The sequence below is a fragment of the Floridaenema flaviceps BLCC-F50 genome, from assembly GCF_041929275.2.
GTDB lineage: Bacteria > Cyanobacteriota > Cyanobacteriia > Cyanobacteriales > Aerosakkonemataceae > Floridanema > Floridanema flaviceps.
Genome location: NZ_JBHFNR020000001.1, coordinates 943,660 through 967,398 on the forward strand (window position 1 = coordinate 943,660; position 23,739 = coordinate 967,398).

A 23,739-nucleotide genomic window follows, 5' to 3' on the forward strand; every position below is an offset into this window, starting at 1 on the left:
AATGAACAACTGTCAGCAATTTACATTAATACTTTTGTCTGTTGTAATGCTGACTGAATTGCCCAGCGTAGCTCAACCTTTTGGATATCTGAAATCTGCTAATTTTCCACAGGTAAAACAGAATACCAGAAGTTACATTGGGCTACGTTACCAGGGCAGAAAACTGCCCAAGGGCATTCAGGAAATAGCGGGTTGGACAGTAGGGACTGGTACAGAACCTCGCCAGAGTTATGGGGTAAGTTATGTGCGCCAAGGAAGTCAACAAATGTTGTGGTTTCAAAACTTGGTGTCACGCGATCGATCTGGTAATCCAAACTGGGAAGTGATAGATGCTATTAGCTTACCAAAATTCAATACTGGCGAGCAAATTGCCCCTCCCACTTGTAAACTTAAAGGAGTGTCTGACCCAGAATTGATTGCTCTTGTAAAATATGAAGATAAGGAGATATTGACAAATATCAGACGAGCTTGGCGGGCTAATCGTCGTACCCGCAAAATAGAAGAAATACCCCCAAAAAACATTGTTTGCCAAAATCCGGCATGGGGTGTTTAAGTTGAATAATACTAACAGTTATGAGTGAAATTTCTATTCGTCCGGCTTTAATTACTAGAGTTTTACCTGATTCGATCGCTGCTGAGATTGGGTTTGAGGTTGGCGATCGTCTAGTTTCGATTAACGGTACCAAACCCCGCGATCTCATCGACTACAAATTCTTATGCGCCGATGAACTTCTAGAATTAGAAGTGTTAGACGCTAAAGGTAAAACCCATCAACTTGAAATAGAAAAAGATTACGACGAAGACTTAGGTTTAGAATTTGAAACGGCATTATTTGACGGTTTAATCCAATGTAATAACCGTTGTCCCTTCTGTTTCATCGATCAACAACCACCAGGAAAAAGAGAATCTTTATATTTAAAAGATGACGATTATCGCTTAAGTTTCCTCTATGGTTCATACTTAACTTTAACCAATCTCACTCAAAAAGAATGGAACAGAATCGAACAAATGCGACTTTCTCCGCTTTATGTTTCCGTTCACGCAACTGAACCAGAAATCAGAATTCGCTTATTAAAAAATCAACGTGCTGGACAGATTTTAGAACAACTTAAATGGTTTCAAAAACGGCGGTTACAAATTCACGCCCAAGTAGTTGTTTGTCCGGGAATTAATGACGGAATTCACTTAGAAACCACATTACGAGATTTAACCAAATTGCACAAAGGCGAAGTTCCCGCAGTTGCATCGATCGCCGTTGTTCCAGTTGGTTTAACTCGCTTTCGTCCCCAAGAAGATGAATTAATACCAGTAACACCAGAAAAAGCGAAAGAAGTAATTTCCCAAGTGCAAAAACTGCAAGCGGAATTAGGTAAAAAGAAGGGTAGAAATTGTGTTTGGTTAGCCGATGAATGGTTTTTGATTGCAGGTGAAGAGTTACCACCAGAATCACATTATGAAGATTATCCACAAATTGATAATGGTGTGGGTTCAATTCGTTTGTTTTTAAGGAAATTTGAGGAAGCAGCGCAGAGTTTACCCGCGAAAGTTTCGCCGGAAAGAAAGTTTACTTGGGTAGTGGGAAATGCAGTAGAAAAAGCCTTTCAACCGATTTTAGAAAGATTGAACAAAGTGGAAGGTTTGTCAGTGAAGATGGCAGCTTTTCCTAGCCAATATTGGGGACAAAAGATTACTGTAACTGGGTTGTTGACTGGGGAAGATTTGCTGTTGAATTTACAAGGGAAAGATTTAGGAGATGGGATTTTATTGCCATCTTTAATGTTGAAACATGGAGATACAAGATTTTTGGACGATCGGACTGTTGATGAAGTTGCTGATAAGTTGGGTGTGAAGATTTTTCCGGTTAATGGGATTGAGGGATTGATTGAGAGTTGTTTGAGGTATGGGGCAGGCAGGATGCCTACCCCACAAGAGTACAAAAAATGATTGTTCATTTCTTGTGGAGCAGGCATCTTGCCTGCTATAAAAATCTAAAAGTGCTCTTTGGAAATAGGCAGGCAGGATGCCTACCCCACAAGAGTACAAAAAATAATTGTTTCTTTGTTGTGGAGCAGGCATCTTGCCTGCTATAAAAATCTAAAAGTGCTCTTTGGAAATGGGCAGGCAGGATGCCTACCCCACAAGAGTACAAAAAATAATTGTTTCTTTGTTGTGGAGCAGGCATCTTGCCTGCTATAAAAATCTAAAAGTGCTCTTTGGGAATAAGCAGGCAGGATGCCTACCCCACAAGAGTACAAAAAATAATTGTTTCTTTGTTGTGGAGCAGGCATCTTGCCTGCTATAAAAATCTAAAAGTGCTCTTTGGGAATAAGCAGGCAGGATGCCTACCCCACAAGAGTACAAAAAATGATTGTTCTTTTCTTGTGGAGCAGGCATCTTGCCTGCTATAAAAATCTATTAGTGCTCTTTGGAAATGGGCAGGCAGGATGCCTACCTCACAAGAGTACAAAAAATGATTGTTCTTTTCTTGTGGAGCAGGCATCTTGCCTGCTTATACCAGCAATAAATTATCTCAAATTAAGTAGAAAGCTAACATTAAAATGAAAGAGCCAAAATTGAAAATCAGCCAAAGAAGGCTACCGCATTGGGAATTAGATGGAGCAGTCTATTTTATCACTTTTAATACTTGGGAAAAACTGGAAATTACTCCAGAAGCTAGACAAGTAGTTCTGAATGCTTGGAAGTTTTTTGATAACAAAAGATATAAGATATATTGCCTGGTTGTGATGCCAGATCATGTACATATACTAATTCAGCCATTACCTAAGTCTGCTGATGAATTTTGGTCGCTTAGTAGTATCATGCACAGTATTAAAAGCTATAGTTCAAAAGAGATTGCTAAAGTTATGAAACATATTGGGACAGTTTGGCAAGATGAGCGATATGACCATATTATTAGAAACGATCGAGAGTTGGCAGAAAAGTGGGAATATATTAGGCAAAATCCTGTAAAAGCAAAATTGTCAGCTACACCAGAAGAATATCCGTTTTTCTGGCAAATATCTAATTGAGCATGGAAATATTAAAAGAAAGCAGATTCATTTTTCTGAAAATAATATCCGCAACTCTTGTGGGATAGGCATCTTGCCTGTCACAGGGGGATTGAGACTTTCAGATTATCAATAGTCAATTCTTCAGAGGAGCGATCGCATATTGTTTGCGTTTGTGCGTTCAAATTTCCAGCAAACAAACTAGTAAACGAATAACTATACCAAACTATACGCTGGCTCCCCTGGTTCCGATCGCAGAAAGAAAGGTTTATGCTAGAAACAACCATCTTGAGATAGAAGAGTTGCCATGTCTGAGAATATGGTAGTGATGGTGTTCACAGATCTAGTGAACTCGACCGCCATAATAAAACAATTGTGTGAAGAAGACACAATTGCACGCGATCGCACCTACAACGAGACGATATTAGCGCCGCACTCCCAGCGAGTGGAAACCACTCTTGAGAAATACGGCGGGCGCAAAATCGACACTCAGGGCGACTCATACTTCCTTGTTTTTGCTAACCCAATCCAAGCTGTACGGTGGGCAGTTGAGGTGCAAATTAGCCACGCTACCGACCCTATTGTGACACCACTTGGCCCGCTCTCGATGAGAATTGGTATCCACATCGGCAACCCACTTCCCAAAGGTGATAATTTGGTTGGGTACGACATACACTACGCCTCTCGTGTTGCTGCTTTTGGCAATGGGGGACAAATTCTGCTTTCCGAAGTGATGGCGGCATTAGTACGTGCTGCTAGCATCAGGGGCTGGAGGGTGCATCGTCATGGTGAACGGGACTTCAAAGGCATTGGCAACGAACCGATTTTTGAACTCCTTTACGCTGACAAACAGCCACAGCCACTCAAAGACGAACCTGCAATCATCAAAGTTGCACCTGATACCAAACAAAAGAATCGGCAAAAGGAAACTCAAAGAATTACTTCGGGAATCGAGAAGCGCCAGCGTACCCCAATTAGAATGGGTTTTTTAATACCTTTGTTGCTGATGCCATTACTCGGAGTAGTGGCAATTTTTATGATTAATCCCGCTGAAATTTCTAACTTATGTGATGTATTGCCAATTTGCGCCCAATACAAGTGGAAAGTTAAACATTATGAAGCAGATAATCAGGCTAAAATAGCTCACGAGTTAGCCCTGAAAGCCACAGATTACGATGATTTGAAAAAAGCCTCCGAGCAATTGGAGGAAACCATCAAACAATTTGAGGCAATTCCACCAAATGCCACTATTTATCCACAAGTGCAGCAAGTATTACCAGGGTATAAACAAGAACTAGCTAACATGAAACAGAAACAGAAGACAGACCTTTTTAAACCTCAGAAGCCGTAATATCAGAAAAAGCTAATTTTTACTAATCTCGATCTTGCCGAGGCAAATTTAAGTTAGTAAATTGGATCTATATTTTCATATCCACATTTGTCTGTGGTGAAAGTCTTATGAACTTGAAATCAACATCAGTTCAAAAGGTGGCGCTATTGGCGCTTACTTTTGGTGCTACTACCGCTTTTGTACAGCCCAACTTCGCTCAAGGTAATGAAAACTCCAACCGCACCTTCTTGTGCGGAGCTTATCAAAACTCATACGCAACATTTGTTCATAATAGGCAAGTTGGTCAATACATTCCATTTATTTCCTGGAGTTCCGGCTATTTCAGGAGTGGTGGTCATGACCCTGTGAGCCGTTGTCGGACTGTTTCTGACAAATTTGAAAGTGAGTACAAGAAAGACCGATTGAATTATATTACCAGCGGAAGGATGGGCAGACAGACGGTTATTTGCACTGCCGCCAGGAAAGGGGGCGAATGCCAGGAAGTGTTGTTTACACTTAAACCAGGTGATGATGCAGACCGAGTTTTGCGCCAAATATTTGATATTCGTACTTTAGGTTCAAACAGACCAGTTGAACAATCAAGTTACTTAACACGGGAATCGGCAAACGGAGAAACGCGATTTTACGTGGATGTTTCCAGTTTCATCAGAGCTTTGGACAGAAACAGAATCAGACGATAGACACAGATTTTAGCCAGTTAATTAATCAAAGCAAAGACAACTCTTCATGGGCTAAAATCTATGGCTAGATAAAATTGACCTACCAGGGAGCATAAATTTATTGAGTGAGCGTGTAGTCGGTTTTTGTATGTTTTGTATAGACCCGCTATTTAGCAGGAAGGATACGAAATGAATTGGCGATCGCTAATATTCTTAATCGGTCTGGGAACCTGGTTAATTGACACAGCAGCACAAACACCAAATTCAGGTTTGGTAGTTAAAGCTCAAGTTTCCGTAGTTTCAGAACCATCACCCCTATCCCAAAAAGAACTTTGTCAAAATGCACGTTTAATCACTGTTAAAGTCCTGTCAGGAGGTGGTTCGGGTTCGGGAATTTTGATTTACAAAAATGGAACGGTTTATCAAGTCGTCACAAATGCTCATGTGGTCAGAGAAAAGAACAATAATAAAATTCAGACTCCTGATGGAAAGTTGCATACAGTTCAATCTATCCGCAGTTTAGATAAAGATGATCTAACAGGAGATGACCTGGCAATTATCCAATTTAGAAGCTCTAATAATTACCCAGTAGCTACAAAACTAAGAGAGGCATTAACCAGCCTGAAACCAGAAGATGAAGTTTTTGCCACAGGTTTTCCATCTGATCCCACTTCTGCTCAGTCTGGTAAATTTGAATGCACAAATCCGGGAAAAGTTTCTCATCTGCTGGAAAGACCTATGAAGTTAGGCTACCAGGTAGGATACCGTATTAACATCAAAAAAGGCATGAGTGGTGGCCCGTTATTGAATATGCAAGGCGAAGTTGTGGGCATAAACGGTCAGCATAGCTATCCCCTCTGGGGTGGAAATAATAGCAATAATTATCTGTTCAAAAATGGCGATCGAGTTCCCTTCCCGCCAAACGAGTTGATCGCTTCTAGCTGGGCAATTCCAATTGAAACCTTTGCCCGACAAACTCAAGTTTCTAAATTTACTATTCCTGTTACATCAGGCAGAGTTTCCCAACCCCAATCAACCAGACAAAACACCAAAAGTCCAGCCGAATCATCTCCAGAATCTACACCAAAACCAGATCTATTCTAGAAATAACTCCATAATAAATATATTGCACAAGCGCCAAATGGGAAAATTTTTCTATCAGCTACCAGTAGTGTTTATCGGAGTTGCCGTAGCAACTTTTCTCTTTCCATCAGCAGTGGCACAGTCCGACTTGGAAGGTAAAGCAAAGAAGATAACAATTAAACTTCTTTCTCCATCCCCTATTTCCAAACCAGGAAGTAATAACTTTGATATGGCAGGATCGGGAATAATTATTGCTAGACAAAAGAATACAAAAACCTATTATGTCCTCACAGCCGATCACGTACTAGTTGCTGCCAATCAAGATCAAGTGGTTACTTCAGATAATAGAAAATACCCGATTAAATCTATTTTTAAGCTGCGCCAAGACATAGATTTAAAAGTATTACAGTTCAACAGCGATAGAGATTACACTGTTGCTGAAATAGGCAATTCCGATCCCAGTCAACTGACTAGGGGAACAACGATTTATATTGCTGGGTGGTCAAAAGAAAAGCCTGATTCCTTCAAATTTGTTAATGGGAGAGTTACAAATAATAGTTTGGGAACAGAAGACAATGGTTATACTTTGTTCTATAGAGATGCCGCAACAGTAAACGGCATGAGTGGAGGGCCAATTATTAATGATAGGGGTCAGTTAGTTGGCGTTCATGGACGAACCGGAGCATGGGAACAAAAAGGGATTCCGATTAAAACTTTTTTGCCAATAGCACCCCCAGAAGTTGCCCGTCTAATTCAACCCTCAACTACTGCCGTTGGAGTAACAAATCGCCCCACACCAACACCATCACCAACCTCTCGCCAAGCTAATACTGGTAATGTTCAAAGTCCTAGTTCCAATATCAATAGAGAAACCATCAGTCTCAATCAAACGATTAGCGGTAGTCTTAATGGAAACGAGCCGATAAATTCATATACTTCTGGTAGATTTCGGGATTATCAGCTAGTAGGAGTTAGCCCTGGTCAATCAATACAAATAAACGTGGATTCTGCCAAATTTGACCCTTCATTGCAGATTATAAATGCTACTAATAATCAAGTGATTGCTCAGAATGATGATAGGCGTGGAGGAGGTCGAAACTCGCAACTCATTTTCACTGTCAAGGAAGGGATACAATACTTGATTCGAGTTACTACTTATTATCCTAATGGGATTGGCAACTACACTTTAAGAACGACAATTAAATAGCTACAAATAATTATTATTTTCCGAGCAACTACCACCAACAAAATTATGGCAAAATCTAAAAAACTCCCCCATTCTTATGTCTAAAAAAGCAGACATCGGCAGCAAACGCCTAATCAGCCTAGCCCCTGAACAATGGGTAAAATGGGTAACACAAATTCCCAATGTTCAAGTGCGAGATATCATCACTTCAGAATTCCAATGGGTAAGTCGTGAAAGTGATGTTTTAGTCCGCGCCTATACTCCCGAAGATGGCGAATTTCTCGTCCTCAATGAACTACAATTGCGTTATAAACCGGAAATGCCACTGCGAATGCGAGCTTATGCCGCTTTAGCAGAAGAACGCTACAATAAACCCACTTACCCAGTATTAATCAACATCCTACCACCCGGTTCTTCCGTCACCATCCCGACTCGCTATGAATCTGAGTTCAGAGGTTTACAAGCGCGACAAGACTATCGAGTAATTAACCTTTGGGAAGTAGACGCAGAATTAGTTTTTCAACAACCTCTTCCTTCCTTAATTCCTTTTGTTCCCATCCTCCAAGGTGGTGGTAACGAATCGAAAGTCCGACAAGCTTTACAGCTTTTACGAACAAATGAACAGTTAAATGATTTAGAATCTTTGCTGGCATTTTTTGCTACCTTTGTCTTAGAAACTCCCTTAGTTCAGCAAATTATGAGGTGGGATATGGCAGTTTTACGTGAATCTCCTTGGTATCAAGAAATATTACAAAAAGGTGTGGAACAAGGTAGAGAACAAACTTTACGGCAAGGACAACTTTTAGCTATTGCTTTGGGTTTAGAATTGAAATTTGGCACAGAAGGTTTACAGCTAATGCCGGAAATTGAACAAATAGAAGATGTGGCGACATTAGAAGCAATTGTTCAAGGTATTAAAACCTTAAATACTCTTGATGAGTTGCGGCAAATTTACAGATAAATTTGTTAGGAAATGACAAATTTAGAGGAGGCGCTAAAGCGCTACTACGTACAAAAGCGATCGCACTCCTCTACTTCACCCATCTTAAACCATTCCGTTCTTGATACTCTAAAATATACGCTACATTCTTTTGTTCTAAAGGTGTTAACAAATCATTGGGAAAACTTTCCGGTGAATAAATCGGACGATACCAAGATTGACTACTAAAATATTTTTGTAATTCCTGACTTCTAAACCTTCTGCCATAACGGGCAAAAACTGAGTTTCGCAATACATCTAATTCTAAAGCATTCTTATCAAACAAATCTGCATCAGTAACTTGTCTGTTGCTTAATTACACAACGGCGTTGCGATGGCATATTGGTATCTTCTGCCAAAAAAGTATCACCAAAACCGCCACTACCCAATTTTTGGAGTAAAAGATAGCGGTTATTCAGAAGTTCCTGTATCATTGGGGTTCACAGGCTCATTTTTACTCACTAGCTGCCAAATCTATGCTACAACTAGAACTTTGTTGCGATCGCTATTTACAAACAAAAAATAACTCTTATCATACAAAAGTACCCAACTATTAAGAACAATGGGCGACATTCAAATTATCCGCGACTTTTACTCATTTGGCGAACAAACAAATCGCACCCTTCGCATCTTTACTCCCGGCGCTTATCACGAACAACCCCACAGGCGTTTCCCAGTGCTTTATATGTTGGATGGGCAAAACATCTTTTCTCACCCCGAATCTGCGGTTTATGATACTTGGTGCGCCAATATTGCCCTAGAAGAGTTAATATCTCAAGGTACTATCCACCCTTGGATTATTGTTGGGATCGATCACTTACCGAACCGGATGGAAGAATATTCTCCTTGGCAAGATGGAAGGGGACATTTAACATCAGAATTTTTAGTAAATAGTTTAAAACCTTATATCGATCGCCAATATCGCACTCTCACCGATCCTCAGAATACCGCAATTTTAGGCTCAAGTATGGGCGGATTATTTGCTTTGTATATCGGCAAAACTTACCCGCAACTTTTTGGACGCATTGGCGGTATTTCTCCCGCTTTAATGTTTGGTGGAGATTTCATGTTTCGCTATTGGGATAGACACACTCGCTTTTGGTCAAAAATTCTTTTGTACGTCGGTAGCGCTGAACAATACAACTATTATGGAACTGAATTAGATTTCGTTCCGATTAACGAGTATTTCTATCAACATTTGAAGAATTTAGGTTACACCGAACAGGAATTATGTTTTGTACTTGGTGAAGATGAAATTCATCACGAGACTGCTTGGCAAAAACGTTTACCAGAAATGCTGACTTGGTTATTAGAACCAACTGTAGGAAAAGGATGGTTTTAAAATGTTTACTAGTTGAAGAGTTAATAGTAAAGTAAAATCATGAATACTGCTACTCAAACGATAAGTTTAGAGGAATTTTTACAACTTCCCGAAACCCAACCTGCTGCTGAATTAATCAAGGGAGAAATTATCCAAAAAGCTATGCCACAGGGAGAACATAGTGTACTTCAAGGAGAATTATGTGAAGCAATTAATCAAGTAGCTAAACCCCAGAAAATTGCTTATGCTTTTCCAGAATTACGCTGTACCTTTGGAGGAGATTCTATTGTTCCAGATGTAGCAGTGTTTCGTTGGGAAAGAATTCCATTTAGTAGTTCAGGAAGAATAGTTAATCGTTTTGAAATTCACCCTGATTGGGCAATTGAAATTTTATCACCGGAGCAAAGTCAAACTAAGGTACTAAAAAAACTGCTTCATTGTTGTGAAAATGGTACTGAGTTAGGTTGGTTGATCGATCCAGAGGAAGAAAGTATTTTGATTGTTTTTGGCGATCGCAAAGTGCAACTGTTGGAAGGAAATACTAAATTACCAATCCTTCAAGGAATTGATTTAGAGTTAACTGTTGAACAGGTTTTTAGTTGGTTGACGCTTTAATGTTGTTAGGATGAGATTGAGCAAAAAGCGATCGCATTCCATCGATAAGCTTTACAAAAATATGGTTTTCCGATTTCTGGATATCTCTATTTGCGAAGATTTTGAGACATAATAAACTAAAGGTTTAATGGCAGATCATGAAAAGCGAAGTTGCAGAAAAACTGTTTACGTTTGAGGAATATCTAGCTTATGACGATGGCACAGATAACCGCTATGAATTGGTTGATGGAAGGTTAGAACTGATAAATACGCCAACTTTTAGGCATTTGCTTATTGCCAAGTTTGTTGACGAAGTATTTCATACAGAAATTAAGCGATTAGGTTTACCTTGGGTATGTTTTAAAGGTGCGGGAATTAGAACGGGATGGCGAAAGTCGAGATTATCCGATCTTTATATTGTACCTGTTGAACAAGTGCGGGAATTTTTGGATCGATCGGCTATTACTGAAATACCCCCATTATTAGCAGTTGAAGTTGTTAGCCCTGAATCTGTAAGTCGAGATTATCGTTTTAAGCGTTCTGAATATGCAGCGTTAGAGATTCCTGAATATTGGATTGTCGATCCAATGAAATCAAAAGTTACGGTTTTGTTGTGGGAAGAAGGTTTATATGAAGAAACCGTTTTTACAGATAATCAAAATATTGTTTCTCGGACTTTTCCAGAGTTAGTGTTAACAGTTGAACAAGTGTTAGCGGCTGGTAATATTGCTTAGGACATTAGGAAGTGGCAGAGGTTGAATAAAATGTTCGATCGCATCAGAATCTGAGGAAGTATTCAAAATAATGACTTTACCTAACCGTTTTGACTTTCCTATTGCTAAAGCACAATATCTCTTAAGTCGTGCTTCTGAACCAGGGAAAGGAGGAGATAAGCGCAAATTTTGGCAGGAAGAGATGGGTTTTAAGTCACCAGAAGCCATTAGAGAAGCCATCTTAGCTGAGGTATCTTTAGATATATTGCAACCTCAGAGTCAGAACGAACAAGGTGAAATTTATCGCGCTTATATTCAAGTTACAGGTGCTTCTGGAGTATCCCGAAGAATCAGAACAGTTTGGATTGTTCTATTTGATGAAGATGTTGCTAGGTTTGTAACAGCAGTACCGGATAGACTAGGGGGATTGTAATGGCTAATTTTCAACTATTTGATGGGGTTAAGTTAACTGAAAATATTCCCTTAACTGATGGCGGAGTGGCGCAGGTAGGAACAGTCGGCGCAGTTGTGGAAGTTCTGGGGAATGGAAAGGCGTATCTTGTAGAATTGTTTGGTGACTGGGTTAAGTATGATGAGCATGGGGATTTTATGCCAGCGACACAAGATGAACCAGGCTCATTTATGGAGACAATTGGAGTAGAAACTGTTTATCCTCATCAATTAGTTTTAACGATTCCTGCTCGTGAAGCAATGGGAGTTCGAGAACATTTAACGGTGGTTTTAGATAGTTTATCTGATGATTTAGTTGCTGAAGTTCGTGATTTTGCTGAGTTTTTACAACACAAGAAACAACAAAAGTAGGTGAGTTAAAAATAGAGCTAAAGTAGAATGTTCGATCGCATTACTTTCAACCCGCCAATTATGGGAGAACGAGCTTGCATTACAACGTCTACCAGATATCAATATTGTAGACACCTACACTACAGTTTTAAGATGTAAAATTAACGCCAAGAACCCACCAAAACGAAAGGTGCCCAATAATAAGGAATTTTATACTGCTCTGACTGCAAAAGACTCAGTTGAGCGCGTCTTAATGCCTCGGATTTGGTAATGTTTTCCTTGGCTAATTCTTGGTAAAATCTCACCATTAATTTAGCTGTTGATTCATCGCTGACTCTCCATAAAGTTGCTACAGTGCTGCGTGCTCCTGCTCTCACTGCTACCCCAGCTAATCCTAAAGCGGCTCGATCGTCTCCTTCTGCGGTTTCACAAGCACTAAAAACCAGTAATTCAATTGGGCGGGAATCTTCTTGTTTTCTGCGACGCAATAAATTGTCTAACTCTTTGACATTAATTTCTTCATCCCAAGTCAGAATAAAAGTTCTTTCTGCTTGGGAACTAAACTGACCGTGTGTGGCAATATGTACAACGGGAAACGGAACTGAATTAAGTGCTTGTTGCAGATTTCGATCGGTAAATTGCTGATTTAAAAGCTCCTGAGTAGACATTATAGACTGAATTTGTTCCAACTCCTCTTTTACGTTAGGAAGGGCAGGAAATTCTTGACGTGCTTCCGATAAACCAGCCGTTAAAACTCTCAACTGTTCCCGTTTGAGAGGTTGCGGTGGGAGTAACTGTAGTCCAGGGGTGAGAGCAATGCTGTATTTTTCGACTAAATATTTCTCTCCGTCGTGCAAAGCAGCCATTGGAATATTTCGCAATAAACCATCAGGAACAAACACCAAAGTTTGCACGTTTTTCTGCTTAATATCTGCTTCGATCGGTCGAATAATCCAGTTATAAACTTGTTGAGAAAGCTGCAAAACCTTATCATTATCAGCGGCTGGTCTTCCGATATCTTGTTGCAGGTCATTGAGAACGCTTTCGAGTTCTTGTTGAGTTTTTTGCGTAGTATAAAGGCTCAGAGAAGATTGAGGTAATGCTAAAATTACAGCTAATCTGTCTTTTAAAATAATCGGATAAACTACTGCGGCAGTGGGATCTACTTGGTCTATTTGTACAGGTTTAACATTTAAGCAAGCTTCGCGAAAGAAATTGTCTAATTCTGCTAATTGGAGAGATTCAATTACAGACCGTGCTTGTCGTAAATTGTCTTGACTTGGTTGCTTATCTGTGGTAACTAATAAATCAACTAATTCGCGATAAACAGGTTCGACACTTTCCCGAAATGAAAACTGCACATCTGGATTATCGGGATTAATGGCAACGAGGTCTTTACGTAGAGTATGAAGAGTTTCTACTGCTACGGTGTAAGATGCGATCGCACCATCATTATCCCCTCTATCTTTCAGCAATCTTCCTAATTGCCATTGCCAGCGATAACCAATATCTGAAGCATTAATTGCTTGAGCTAAACTAAGAGCTTGTTGAGTAAGATTTTGCGCCTCTTTAAATTGTCCAGTTAACTCATATAATCTGCCCAAATTTCCCAAAGCGTAAGATTGGGCTGGCAAATCTTGGAGATTTTTTGCTTCTTGAACTGCTTTAGCTAAAATTTGAGCAGCTTCGCGGTGATTGGCAAAGGAAACAATTTTTTCTGGTTCACTCTTTAGCTTTAACAAAGTTTGAGCTAGGTTAATTTGCAGGTAGACTAACTTACGGCTTGGTGGTAATTCATCCAGTTTAATTAGCGATAATAAAGCTTGGGCTTCCCTAATTTGTTGAGTATCTGCTAGCAAGCTTAGTTGATTTATTTGTGCTTGCAGTTTGGTAAGTGGTAAATTGGATGTTGCAACGGTTTTTTGATATGCTTCTAGAGCATTTTTTATTTCAATTTTTGCTGTTGATTGCTCTCTTAAATCTTCAGCTTTTTTAGCTAAAGTTCTAGAAGTGTTTGCCAAACTAAAAGAGGCGGCGCTGACAGCTTGGGATACACCTAATTCTTGGGCTATGGTCAAACTTTGCTGCAACAATTGCCGGGATTTTTCCAGTTCACCAATTGCTTGCAAGGCGTTACCCAAACTCAGCAAGGCTGTAGCTTTTATTAAAGAGTTTGGTTGAGATTGTAAGGAAGTTTCTATCTCTTCTAAAGTTTTCCGGGCGCGACGGTAGAATCCTAAAGATTGTAATGCTTGGGCTTGATTTATTTGGCTGCCAATTTGTCCTTCTGTGTCGCCAACTTGGGAATAGGTAGCAGCAGCTTTTTCCCAAGTTGTTAAAGCTTGTTCTTCTTGTCCCAATGCTAATTGCAAATGGCCTTGGGCGTTCAATGCTTGAGCTAGAATTTGTTGGTCAGTTTTATTTTTACTAGAGTTCTGAATTAAGGAGAGACTAGAAACTATTGCCTTTTCTGCCTCTTTCCATTGACCGAGTTGTTGATAAGCTAGGGATAAATAACTCAGTCCTAAAGCTTCACCTTGTTTATTCCCCGAAGCATGAAAAGCAGAAATAGCTTGTTGCCAAACTGTCACCGCTTGGGAGAATTGTTCCGCTTGGAACAACTTCTTACCTTCTCGTAATAATTGCTGTGAATTTGTAATCGGTGATTGGGAGATTGTTGTGTCTTGGTTTTTGAGGGAAAAAACTTTTTGCCCTATCTCCCCTCCCTGTCGCACGGGGATGGGTTGGGGGTGGGGTTGTTTGCCAATTTCCGAAAATGCCAGTGAAACTCCCGCACTGAAAAATGCGGCTAAAATTGCTAGAGAGATGCGAGTTAGCCATTTTTTGCTAAATGTCGCTTTTTTCCCAGATTGTTGATTACTCATGGCAATATTGAGGTATAAAAGTGGATTTCTGAGATGTTGCCGTTGCCGTATCTGCGACAAGAACCACTTGCCCTTGAGAATTTCTCATCCATCCTTGAGCCTCGACAATATAAGATGAACTAGCAAATTCCCCATTCTCCCCTGCTCCCCGGCTCCCCGATCTTTTGGTTTATACTGTGCTATCTCCATTAATTTGAACGGAATAGCTTCTTTTTGGCCTATAGTTGTCAATGCTAATATCTGGGTTGGTAGAACAGCATAAGCACATATACAAGAAGTGAAAATCACCAGGAAATTCTGGCTGCTCATATCTTAGTTGCCTCCTCAAAAATTAAGGTAAAATGAATTGCAAAATATGTTTAAGATTATGAGCATTGTCCTCACACCAGAGCAAGAGCAGTTTATTCGAGATCAGATGGCGCGAGGTCGGTTCAAGTCCCCAGATGAGGTGCTGGCTCAAGCTTTTAAGCTGCTTCAGGAGAAGTATCAGGAGTATGAAAGCTGGATTGAAGTAACGCGCCAACAGGTGGATGAGGCAGCAGCCGAGTTGGATCGAGGGGAAGGGATTCCCTTGGAAACAGTGATGGAGCAGTTGCAGAACAAATTTCAGCAGGCAAAGGGACTTAGGGAACTATTTTAATGAGTCGTTGTCTAATTTCCCCTAGTGCCAGTCGAGATCTGAATGCAATTTCTGATTATTTCTTGGAACGGAAACTTTCTGGCGATCGCCAATTCATCTTCACCACTACGATCGTTTCTGCTGATAAGTTGAACCTTAATTAGTGAATTAGTGCAACCGGACTGGGAATTATAAGTATGTACTTTCCAGTACTCAGGTTATGTTCAAACGAATATCAAGTACCCTAATACTTTCGGTTTTAATTGTTCTACCTGCGACAGCAGCCCAGTCAGCTAAGGATTTATTTTGTCGCGGTACATACGAATTTGACGAAGATAGATTTGGTGAGGCGATGACCTCATTTTCTCAAGCAATTCGCCTCAACCCCCGACACTCAAATGCTTACTACTACCGGGGAGTTATTCATCACTATCAAAAGCGATACCCAGAAGCAATTGCAAACTACAACCAGGCTCTAAGCATTGGAACCGATCAACCAGTAATAGTTTTGAAGAGCCGTGCTTCAGCGCTGGCAAGCTTAGGCGACTATAAACAAGCGCTGGAAGATTTGAAACTGGCTAACACCTATAAACCTAACGACCGTGACACAGAAAGAGCACTGGCTTTTACCTTTTTGAAATTGGGGAGCCGGAAATCTGCGATCGCAATTCTGGAAAAAATGACAGCGAGATACTTCCAGTCAGGAAACGGTGATTTCTACTTATTGAGTAGGGACGAACTTCAGAAGGTACGCTCCGGTCGAATGTTGGATTATCGCTGGAGTTTCAGCATGGGCGGATCTGAGTTTGAGAAGGAGTGTCCATAATGGTTCCAGCTAGTATATTACTTGCCTTGCTAATAGCGGGATTCCTTTGGTATCGGATATTAGCCAAGATGGGATTTAAAGAATCTGCACTTTGGGTATTGCTCATCATGCTTTTCTTCCCTGTCACAGTGCTGATCTCGTTCATCTACTTGGCGCTTTTCCCTTGGCCAATTCAGAAGGAATTAAAGCAAGTCAAAGCTAAACTATCAACCCAACCATTTTCAGGTCAACCAGTAGATGAAATTGACATTGAGTTAGAGCGAATGCGTGGTGACATGGGACTGAACCAGATGAAGAAACGGAAAAGAGAAAATTAAGCTCAAACAGAAAAGCCCTAGTGATGATTAGGGCTTTTCTGTTTGAGATTAACTAAAGAGTTAAGGATTTTACAATGGGCGACCAGGGGCTCGAACCCTGAACCACCAGATTAAGAGTCTGCTGCTCTACCATTGAGCTAGTCGCCCGTAAGATTTATTATGATAGCAAATTTAGCCGGATTTTGGAAGTAGTAGTCAAAGTTTTTTTTACAAAACTTTGAGTTTTTGGCTAATTAAACAATTTTCAACTACCTTGATTACAGCTTAACTTACTGCGGAGGAAACCATTTTAGTTTGCCCTTTGCTCTCCGGTAAAAAATCATTCTCTCGTAAAATCTCATACAGATTCACATCAGTCTCCAACAAGCAAGCATGACCGCTATCTGGTAAAATTGTCATCTTCGCATTGGGAAAATGTTGTACTAAATACTGCACTTCGGAAACAGATGGTAACAGGCGATCGGCAGCACTGCCAATTAAAAACACTGGTTGAGTAATGCGGCGCAACTCATTAGGATGAATTTGAAATTGTTGCAGGAGAGAAAGTCGCCAAATCGAGGTTTTTTGGGGCACAAGTTGTACTGCTTGAACTAAGGCTTGGCGATCGCTCGGTGCTATCCTACCCATAGCAGCTAAAACAGGTAAACCAATCAACGATCCTAATTGATAAAAAGAATTTGGTACCCATTGAGTTAAAGGAATTGCCGCGTACATCCAAGGACGACGACTAATCGAAGAAGCAGGATTCACCAAAATTATTTTTTCAAATAACCAAGGTGCTTTAACAGCAACCTTCATCGCCAAACAACCGCCAAATGATTCTCCACATAAATAAACAGATTGACGCGGAAATTTTTTCAACTCAGCTTCAATTAAATTGATTACTTGTTCTGTAAGTTCATCCCATCCAGTTAAATCATCTGGCGGAATAGCTAAACAACGAATATCAAAACCTTGTTCTAAACCAGCAGTTTGACAACGTAACAGTTGTCCTGTACCATCCATTCCGGGCAAAAATATAAATAAAGGAAAATGTGGTCTAATTTGTGTGGGAGTCAAAAAACAGGGATGACTTTTAATTTGTGGCATTTTTCAATCGATATTAAACAGCTATTTTCAATTAAGTTTACCCAAACTAGAGAACAAAACTGACAACTTAATTACAGCCTTGACGCAATAGTTCGCTAATTTCTGTTTGACAGTAATCTATCAGTTCCCCAACGATCGCTTTCATCTGTTTTCCTTTGAATTCTTCTCTCACAGAAGCGGTAATCCAATAAGGACGACCGATTAAAACATTGACTCTTTGATAAACTACCAAAGGATGCCAACCAGAAGTATTAAACAACGGTTCCGACGGATCGAACCAGCTTAACATTTTCAATGGTACTGCTGAACTCACATTCTCTTCCATAGAAGCGATCGCCACAGGTAAAATAGACAACCGTTCCACTGGAGCTCGTAACGCCAAATGAGCAAAACCCCTGTGAAATTCCCCCATCGTTTCCGGTTTGGTAAACTCTACCATTGGTTGTGGTCCTTCAGGAAACAAACCTACCACTTGCTGTTTCTCAAACAAATTAATAGCCTGTTGGAAAAATTTCTTTTGCGGTTTTCCCGTCTCCTCCAAAGGGAAACAGCCTAATCTAGTCACCAAATCCCGCATCACTGGCACTTGTCCCATATAATGATGACAAGCAAACCGGATCGGACGACCGATCGCTGACATCAGCAATGGCGCATCCATAAAACTGCGATGATTACTCACCACTAACATCGGCCCAGATGGAGGTATACGCTCCTGATGATGGAGAAACAGCTTGGTTTTGGTAGCTGCTAGCAATAACTGTGAAACTAACAATGGTTCGGAATACATAACTTGTCCAAATTCACTACAACCAGATAATAAGGGATTGTTGAATAAATAATTTTTCGATAGTTTGACTAATATTTTTGACTAAGTGTAACTCTACCCCTTAATAATTGTTAACTTTCTTTCAGGTAAATTGACAAATATCTTCAGATAGAGACGCAATATGTACAGATGAGGTATTGGAGAAAGATTAATTCAGTGATTTTTTATACTATTGTTACAAGATGAGATTAGATTATAATAAATGTAAAAAATACCCATAAAACCTCTATTGAATAACCCTCATGTATGATTAAAAACAGTTTATGAGGGTTTATTGCCATTTTTTTCCATGAATTATACCGATAGTAAAAAAACCTTTGCTCTGACAACACCCCTATATTACGTAAACGATATACCTCACATAGGTAGCGCTTATACGACGATCGCAGCGGACGTAGTAGCCAGATACCACAGAATGCGAGGAAATTCGGTGTTGCTAATTACCGGAAACGACGAACACGGACAAAAAATTGAACGCGCTGCCCAAGCTAGAGGGCTATCACCCCAGGTACACTGCGATGAAATAGTTGCTGGGTTCGAGAAACTTTGGCAAAAGCTGAATATCCAGTACGATCGCTTTAGTCGGACTACAGCAGAACGGCATCATGCGATCGTCAAAGAGTTCTTTCACCGTGTTTGGGATGCTGGCGACATCTACCTGAGTCAACAAAAAGGCTGGTATTGTGTAGCTTGTGAAGAATTTAAAGAAGAACGCGAACTCCTCGAAGGCAGGCGTTGTTCCCTTCACCCCAACAAAGAAGTTGAGTGGCGCGACGAAGAAAACTACTTCTTCCGCCTTTCTAAGTACCAAACTCAACTGGAAAAACTGTATCAAGAACGACCAGGCTTTATTCAACCAGAAACTCGCCGCAACGAAGTCCTCAGCTTTGTTAGTCAAGGTTTGCAAGACTTTTCGATTTCGCGAGTTAACTTAGATTGGGGCTTTCCCATACCTAAAGATCCCAAACATACCATTTACGTTTGGTTTGATGCCCTTCTAGGTTATGTTACCGCTCTTCTGGAACCGGATGAGGAACCAACCATTAAGAATGCTTTAGCTAAATGGTGGCCGATCGACTTACATTTGATTGGTAAAGACATTCTGAGATTTCATGCGGTTTACTGGCCTGCAATGTTAATGTCAGCCAAGATCTCTTTACCAGGAAAAGTGTTTGGACATGGCTTTTTAACCAAAGATGGGCAGAAAATTAGTAAAACTCTCGGTAATACGATCGATCCGATCGCTTTGGTCGATCGCTATGGAGCCGACGCAGTTCGTTACTATTTTATGAAAGAAATCGAATTCGGCAAAGATGGCGACTTTAACGAAGCAAATCGGTTTATTCCCATTCTTAACGCTGACCTAGCCAACGACTTGGGCAACTTGCTCAATCGTACTTTGAAAATGGCTTACAAATACTGTGGTGGAGAAGTTCCCAATGTAAAAGGTGCAGACATTCCCGCAGAAAACCCCTTAAAAACAATTGGTTTGACATTAGGTACACAAGTTGCCCAAGCTTATGAAAATTTAGCTTTCAGCAACGCTTGTGAAGCTGTTCTGGGCATGATTCGCACTGGTAACAAGTATATCGATGAACAAGCACCTTGGACATTGTATAAACAAGGAAACCAGCAAGCAGTTGAGCAAGTGCTCTATTCTGTTTTAGAATCTGTGCGATTGGCAGCTTATTTATTGTCACCAATTATCCCTGGTATCAGCAACGACATTTATCAACAATTAGGCTTTGGTACAAATTTTAATGACAAAACTCAATTATCTAATACACCAGACTTTACGGTTCATGCTAGTTGGGGAACCTTACCTGCTAAACAAAAGTTAGGCGAACCTCGTCCGATATTTCAAAAATTGGAATTTTCGGAAACTAGTTCTTAATAAAATCCATAAGCCATTCCAGGCTATATAAATGTGGAAAAAATTAGGAGTACATTGATTGATTTGAAAGATAAAAAATGAGGCATAATAATCATGTTAAATAATTTGGAAAAAGACTCTCTATTCACGCCAGAGCAAGTTCTGGAAAATCGGGGTAGAGTCGCCATCTTTATTGATGGTTCAAATTTGTTTTATGCAGCCTTGCAATTGGGAATAGAAATAGACTATACCAAGTTATTGTGTAGGTTGACGGCTGGTTCTCGGTTGTTGCGATCGTTCTTTTATACAGGAGTCGATCGCACCAATGAAAAACAGCAAGGTTTTTTGTTGTGGATGCGGCGCAATGGTTATCGCGTCATTGCTAAAGACTTAGTGCAGTTACCAGATGGTTCTAAAAAAGCCAATTTAGATGTAGAAATTGCTGTAGATATGATGGCCTTAGTTGGCTCTTATGATACAGCAGTTTTAGTTAGTGGCGATGGCGATCTAGCTTATGCTGTAGATGCAGTTAGTTATCGTGGTGTGCGCGTAGAAGTTGTCAGTTTGCGTTCCATGACTAGCGATAGTTTAATTAACGTTGCCGATCGCTATATTGACCTAGAAAACATCAAAGATGATATCCAAAAAACTCAACGTCAGGGAGGATATATCTATCGCCCACTGTCTGGAATTGGATTATTAGATGATGAAAAAGACGACGATTAAATAACAAGATAAAAACAGCAATTTAAAATTCACTGTCGCCTAGATCCCCGACTTCTTCAAGAAGTCGGGGATCTGTTTACTCAGATCTGGCACTCAGCTAGGCAGAACCTCCATTCTTCGTTCCCAGGTTCAACCTGGGAACGAGGATCAGGGAGGTTCCACCTCCTTTGAGTGCCAGATCTGAGTTTAGGCAATTTGTAGCTATAATTTCTCTGAAATGATGAGTTTGAGGAAAATTACTCTGAATAAACTAATCTTTTTAAAACTAATCTTAATCGGGTTATTGTTTGGTATGGTAGCCTGTGATAGCGAAGGGAGGACAGCCAAAAAGCTAGCCCAAGATAGTAGACTAGCTCAAGAAAGAGCATTAGCCAAAGAATCAGATAGTAACCTGACATTGAACGATGTCATCCTCGATAAAGTTGATGATTCAGGTCGGACTTTGTGGAAAATTAAAGCCAAACAAGCTGTTTATAGTAATGATAAAAAAGATGCAAAAATTTTAAGTCCCATTGGAGATTTATTTCAAGATGGCAAATTAGTATATCAAGTTAGTGGTCAAACCGGAGAGATTAAAGAAGATGGCAAACAAATGTTTCTCAAAGGTCAAATTGTTGCTACAGATATACAAAATGGTGTAGTGTTGCGGGGTAATGAATTAGAATGGCGACCAGAAGAAGATATTTTAATTGTACGGAATCAATTAACAGGAACTCATAAACAAGTACAAGCATCAGCGCAAGAAGCGAGGGCGTTTAGTCGGGCGAAGAAAATAGAATTTATGGGACAAGTGGTGGCAAAAGCGATCGATCCCCCGTTAATCATGAGAACCGAAAAGTTATTTTGGCAAGTGCAAGAACAGAAAATGTTTAGCGATCGCTTTACGCAAATTGACCGCTACAATGGACAAAAGATTACCGATCGCGCCACAGGTAATCAAGGAGAAGTAGACTTAAAAAACAAAATCGCCAAACTGGGAAAAAACGGACAAGTTACCTTTGTTGAACCTCCAATGCAAATTGCTAGTAATGCTATTGTCTGGAATTTAAATACTAAAATAGTCTCCTCAAATCAACCAGTAACTATTTACCAAAGAGAACAACAAATCACCTTAAACGCTAGCCAAGGCAGAGTTGAATTAACCCCACAAATTGCTTACTTAATCGGCGGTGTCCAAGGTACAGGTCAAAAACCACCTTCCAACCTGCGAACTGATGAAATGACTTGGTATTTAGAAACTCAGCAATTTGCCGCCAATGGCAATGTTTTCTATCAACAAACTGACCCACCATTAACTTTAAATGGCCCCAAAGCCTTGGGAAACCTCAAAGAGCAAAAAATCGCTATTACTGGAAATGGTAATAACTCTCCAGTCATCACTGAAATTGTTCCGCAGGGCAGGGGGGCAGGGGGGCAGAGGGGCAGAGGGGCAGAGGGGCAGGGGGGCAGAGGGGCAGGGGGGAATTAAATTTCACCCCCACAGTTTTACCCTTTAACCTTTTCGGTTTCCCCTTCTTTTGCTTGTGCCTTCTGCCCTCTGCCTTCTGCCTTTGTTCTGCCTTGCAGGATAATTTGGTTACGATCGCTTGCCCCAATGTGTTTCACGTAGTTGAGGCTAGCGCGAGTGGGAAGGACTACTACAGGCGGAGTTAAAGTGGTTCCCCATTTTTGGCTCAAGCTTTGTAGTAAAAGGTCTTGTTTGGCGCGTAAACCTAAAACATCGTTACCTCGGTTGATGATCGCAAACCAAACTAAACCGCGATCGCGTGTCGGCATCACTCCCGCTAAAGCACTGACATCTCGTAGAGTCCCTGTTTTAATCGCAGTTGCTTGGGGAATGCGACGATGCAACATTGTACCATTGAGATCGCTACCAGAAACCGGGAAAAAATCGCCGATCGTCAACCCTAAAGGTTGCAATTTCCGTTGTAGTGCCATTAACATTCCACAAACTGCCCGCGCAGAAATCCGATTTTCCACACCTAAACCAGAACCATTAATTAATTGAATTTCTGCCAAAGGCACACCCGCAGCACTCGCCGCCAATTTCCTTACTACTTGCGGCCCTCCCAAAGATTCCGCAATACTTTCTGCCATTTCATTACTGCTGAAAATATTCATTTCTTTCAACAGTTGAGTCAGAGTTAAAGAACGGTGACGTAATAATAAATTTGGTTTAGTTTGTTGTGCGCCTGTTTCGGGGTTTTCCACCTTTACACCACCCAAAATTTCCAATTGAGGTTTGGGAGTACCTTGAGGCATTTGGGAATATCTCAAAATCAGCGATCTAGACCAAGTGCGAAAATTAAAAGACTGCATGAGCATTTGACCCGATGGCAAAGCATTCCGGTTGCCATTCATCGCAAACCTACCCCGAATCACCAAATTTCCCGTGACTTTTTTAATCCCCAGGCGAGTTAAAGAATTAGCCATTGCAATGCCATCTTGCCAAACAAACAACGGATCGCCGTTGCCATTGACAACTAAATCTCCCTGTAATACCCCATCTTTTATCGGCCCTGTGGCACTAATGAGCGTCTCAAACTGGTGGGAATGATCCCAGGTAGATAGGGCAGCCAAAGAGGTAGCAATCTTCGTTAGAGAGGCAGCTGGCAAAGGAATAGAACCTTGATTATTAGCTAATACTACTGGCCCCGACTGCATCCAAATTGCTTGTTGTCCGATCGGATGTTGTTTCCCTAACTCCTTTAAATATTGCTCAACTATACTTGCCGTCTGCGGTTCCGGCGCAGCTGCAAGCACAAACCCCGCATTACCAGGCCAAACCATTTCTTGTGTTGAATTCAACCCAGAACTGTGAATTCCTGCCATATCTAACCACACAGACATTAACCCAGAACTAAATAATTCCAGCACTTTGAA

At 40.6% G+C, this 23,739-nt stretch carries 26 protein-coding genes and 1 tRNA gene; 20 read left to right on the forward strand and 7 right to left on the reverse strand.

Features of this window, described 5'->3' with window-relative positions:
- Position 1 precedes the first annotated feature (1 nt).
- The 8 genes from ACE1CI_RS04550 (at position 2) to ACE1CI_RS04585 (ending at position 8,248) form a co-directional block, all read left to right on the forward strand.
- Positions 2-553, forward strand: a complete 552-nt coding sequence (locus tag ACE1CI_RS04550; protein ID WP_413261016.1) for a hypothetical protein — start codon at positions 2-4, stop codon at positions 551-553.
- Positions 554-573: 20 nt separating this feature from the next.
- Positions 574-1,944: a TIGR03279 family radical SAM protein gene (locus ACE1CI_RS04555; protein WP_413261015.1), complete on the forward strand. Its 1,371-nt coding sequence runs from the start codon at positions 574-576 to the stop codon at positions 1,942-1,944.
- Positions 1,945-2,558: 614 nt separating this feature from the next.
- Positions 2,559-3,029, forward strand: a complete 471-nt coding sequence (locus ACE1CI_RS04560; RefSeq protein ID WP_413267879.1) for an REP-associated tyrosine transposase — start codon at positions 2,559-2,561, stop codon at positions 3,027-3,029.
- Between the two features lie 286 nt (positions 3,030-3,315).
- Positions 3,316-4,359: an adenylate/guanylate cyclase domain-containing protein gene (locus ACE1CI_RS04565; protein WP_496615235.1), complete on the forward strand. Its 1,044-nt coding sequence runs from the start codon at positions 3,316-3,318 to the stop codon at positions 4,357-4,359.
- A gap of 107 nt (positions 4,360-4,466) precedes the next feature.
- A complete protein-coding gene (locus tag ACE1CI_RS04570) occupies positions 4,467-5,039 on the forward strand; it encodes a COP23 domain-containing protein (protein WP_413267881.1) in 573 nt (190 codons plus the stop codon).
- A gap of 168 nt (positions 5,040-5,207) precedes the next feature.
- A complete protein-coding gene (locus ACE1CI_RS04575) occupies positions 5,208-6,122 on the forward strand; it encodes a S1 family peptidase (protein WP_413267882.1) in 915 nt (304 codons plus the stop codon).
- A gap of 22 nt (positions 6,123-6,144) precedes the next feature.
- On the forward strand, positions 6,145-7,308 hold the full coding sequence (locus ACE1CI_RS04580) for a S1 family peptidase (protein WP_413267883.1): 1,164 nt from the start codon (positions 6,145-6,147) through the stop codon (positions 7,306-7,308).
- A gap of 76 nt (positions 7,309-7,384) precedes the next feature.
- On the forward strand, positions 7,385-8,248 hold the full coding sequence (locus ACE1CI_RS04585) for an RpnC/YadD family protein (RefSeq protein ID WP_413267884.1): 864 nt from the start codon (positions 7,385-7,387) through the stop codon (positions 8,246-8,248).
- 70 nt (positions 8,249-8,318) lie between these two features.
- Here the strand turns inward: ACE1CI_RS04585 and ACE1CI_RS04590 are convergent, their stop codons facing one another.
- Positions 8,319-8,552, reverse strand: a complete 234-nt coding sequence (locus ACE1CI_RS04590; RefSeq protein WP_413267885.1) for a YARHG domain-containing protein — start codon at positions 8,550-8,552, stop codon at positions 8,319-8,321.
- A 7-nt stretch (positions 8,553-8,559) separates the two neighbouring features.
- Positions 8,560-8,700, reverse strand: coding sequence for a hypothetical protein (locus tag ACE1CI_RS04595; protein ID WP_413267970.1), 141 nt, complete (start codon positions 8,698-8,700; stop codon positions 8,560-8,562).
- A gap of 128 nt (positions 8,701-8,828) precedes the next feature.
- Here ACE1CI_RS04595 and ACE1CI_RS04600 point away from each other — a divergent pair, with 128 nt between their 5' ends.
- The 5 genes from ACE1CI_RS04600 to ACE1CI_RS04620 all read left to right on the forward strand — a co-directional run bounded on the left by ACE1CI_RS04600 (position 8,829) and on the right by ACE1CI_RS04620 (position 11,716).
- Positions 8,829-9,608: an alpha/beta hydrolase gene (locus ACE1CI_RS04600; protein WP_413267886.1), complete on the forward strand. Its 780-nt coding sequence runs from the start codon at positions 8,829-8,831 to the stop codon at positions 9,606-9,608.
- Positions 9,609-9,647: 39 nt separating this feature from the next.
- The gene (locus ACE1CI_RS04605; protein WP_413267887.1) at positions 9,648-10,202 is read left to right on the forward strand and encodes a Uma2 family endonuclease; all 555 of its coding nucleotides are present in this window, start codon (positions 9,648-9,650) and stop codon (positions 10,200-10,202) included.
- A gap of 137 nt (positions 10,203-10,339) precedes the next feature.
- Entirely contained in the window at positions 10,340-10,915 is a 576-nt protein-coding gene (locus ACE1CI_RS04610; RefSeq protein WP_413267888.1) for a Uma2 family endonuclease, read from the forward strand.
- A gap of 70 nt (positions 10,916-10,985) precedes the next feature.
- A complete protein-coding gene (locus tag ACE1CI_RS04615; protein WP_413267889.1) occupies positions 10,986-11,327 on the forward strand; it encodes a DUF6883 domain-containing protein in 342 nt (113 codons plus the stop codon).
- Positions 11,327-11,716, forward strand: coding sequence for a hypothetical protein (locus ACE1CI_RS04620; RefSeq protein ID WP_413267890.1), 390 nt, complete (start codon positions 11,327-11,329; stop codon positions 11,714-11,716). The genes ACE1CI_RS04615 and ACE1CI_RS04620 overlap by 1 nt, the downstream gene beginning before the upstream one ends.
- A 140-nt stretch (positions 11,717-11,856) precedes the next feature.
- Here the strand turns inward: ACE1CI_RS04620 and ACE1CI_RS04625 are convergent, their stop codons facing one another.
- The gene (locus ACE1CI_RS04625; protein ID WP_413267891.1) at positions 11,857-14,580 is read right to left on the reverse strand and encodes a CHAT domain-containing protein; all 2,724 of its coding nucleotides are present in this window, start codon (positions 14,578-14,580) and stop codon (positions 11,857-11,859) included.
- A 355-nt stretch (positions 14,581-14,935) separates the two neighbouring features.
- On the opposite strand from ACE1CI_RS04625, the gene ACE1CI_RS04630 reads away from it, so the two are divergent.
- From ACE1CI_RS04630 to ACE1CI_RS04645, 4 genes are read left to right on the forward strand one after another with little or no spacing between them, the layout of a single operon-like run.
- Positions 14,936-15,220, forward strand: coding sequence for a ribbon-helix-helix domain-containing protein (locus ACE1CI_RS04630; RefSeq protein ID WP_413267892.1), 285 nt, complete (start codon positions 14,936-14,938; stop codon positions 15,218-15,220).
- A complete protein-coding gene (locus ACE1CI_RS04635; protein ID WP_413267893.1) occupies positions 15,220-15,363 on the forward strand; it encodes a hypothetical protein in 144 nt (47 codons plus the stop codon). Before ACE1CI_RS04630 ends, ACE1CI_RS04635 begins: the two co-directional genes overlap by 1 nt.
- A 56-nt stretch (positions 15,364-15,419) precedes the next feature.
- The gene (locus ACE1CI_RS04640; protein WP_413267894.1) at positions 15,420-16,025 is read left to right on the forward strand and encodes a tetratricopeptide repeat protein; all 606 of its coding nucleotides are present in this window, start codon (positions 15,420-15,422) and stop codon (positions 16,023-16,025) included.
- Complete coding sequence (locus ACE1CI_RS04645; protein WP_413267895.1) at positions 16,025-16,342, forward strand: hypothetical protein; 318 nt, start codon at positions 16,025-16,027, stop codon at positions 16,340-16,342. Before ACE1CI_RS04640 ends, ACE1CI_RS04645 begins: the two co-directional genes overlap by 1 nt.
- 75 nt (positions 16,343-16,417) lie before the next feature.
- Here the strand turns inward: ACE1CI_RS04645 and ACE1CI_RS04650 are convergent.
- The 3 genes from ACE1CI_RS04650 to ACE1CI_RS04660 all read right to left on the reverse strand — a co-directional run bounded on the left by ACE1CI_RS04650 (position 16,418) and on the right by ACE1CI_RS04660 (position 18,218).
- A tRNA-Lys gene (locus tag ACE1CI_RS04650) sits at positions 16,418-16,489 on the reverse strand.
- Between the two features lie 117 nt (positions 16,490-16,606).
- On the reverse strand, positions 16,607-17,431 hold the full coding sequence (locus ACE1CI_RS04655; protein ID WP_413267896.1) for an alpha/beta fold hydrolase: 825 nt from the start codon (positions 17,429-17,431) through the stop codon (positions 16,607-16,609).
- 67 nt (positions 17,432-17,498) lie between these two features.
- Positions 17,499-18,218: a lysophospholipid acyltransferase family protein gene (locus ACE1CI_RS04660; RefSeq protein ID WP_413267897.1), complete on the reverse strand. Its 720-nt coding sequence runs from the start codon at positions 18,216-18,218 to the stop codon at positions 17,499-17,501.
- 328 nt (positions 18,219-18,546) lie between these two features.
- Here ACE1CI_RS04660 and metG point away from each other — a divergent pair, with 328 nt between their 5' ends.
- From metG to lptC, 3 genes are all read left to right on the forward strand, one after another.
- On the forward strand, positions 18,547-20,151 hold the full coding sequence (metG, locus tag ACE1CI_RS04665; protein WP_413267898.1) for a methionine--tRNA ligase: 1,605 nt from the start codon (positions 18,547-18,549) through the stop codon (positions 20,149-20,151).
- A 93-nt stretch (positions 20,152-20,244) separates the two neighbouring features.
- Positions 20,245-20,856 (forward strand): LabA-like NYN domain-containing protein, encoded by a 612-nt coding sequence (locus tag ACE1CI_RS04670; protein ID WP_413267899.1) that lies wholly within the window; start codon positions 20,245-20,247, stop codon positions 20,854-20,856.
- 292 nt (positions 20,857-21,148) lie between these two features.
- Positions 21,149-22,324 (forward strand): LPS export ABC transporter periplasmic protein LptC, encoded by a 1,176-nt coding sequence (lptC, locus tag ACE1CI_RS04675; protein ID WP_413267900.1) that lies wholly within the window; start codon positions 21,149-21,151, stop codon positions 22,322-22,324.
- Between the two features lie 17 nt (positions 22,325-22,341).
- Here the strand turns inward: lptC and ACE1CI_RS04680 are convergent, their stop codons facing one another.
- On the reverse strand, positions 22,342-23,733 hold the full coding sequence (locus tag ACE1CI_RS04680; RefSeq protein WP_413267901.1) for a D-alanyl-D-alanine carboxypeptidase: 1,392 nt from the start codon (positions 23,731-23,733) through the stop codon (positions 22,342-22,344).
- Between the last annotated feature and the right edge of the window lie 6 nt (positions 23,734-23,739).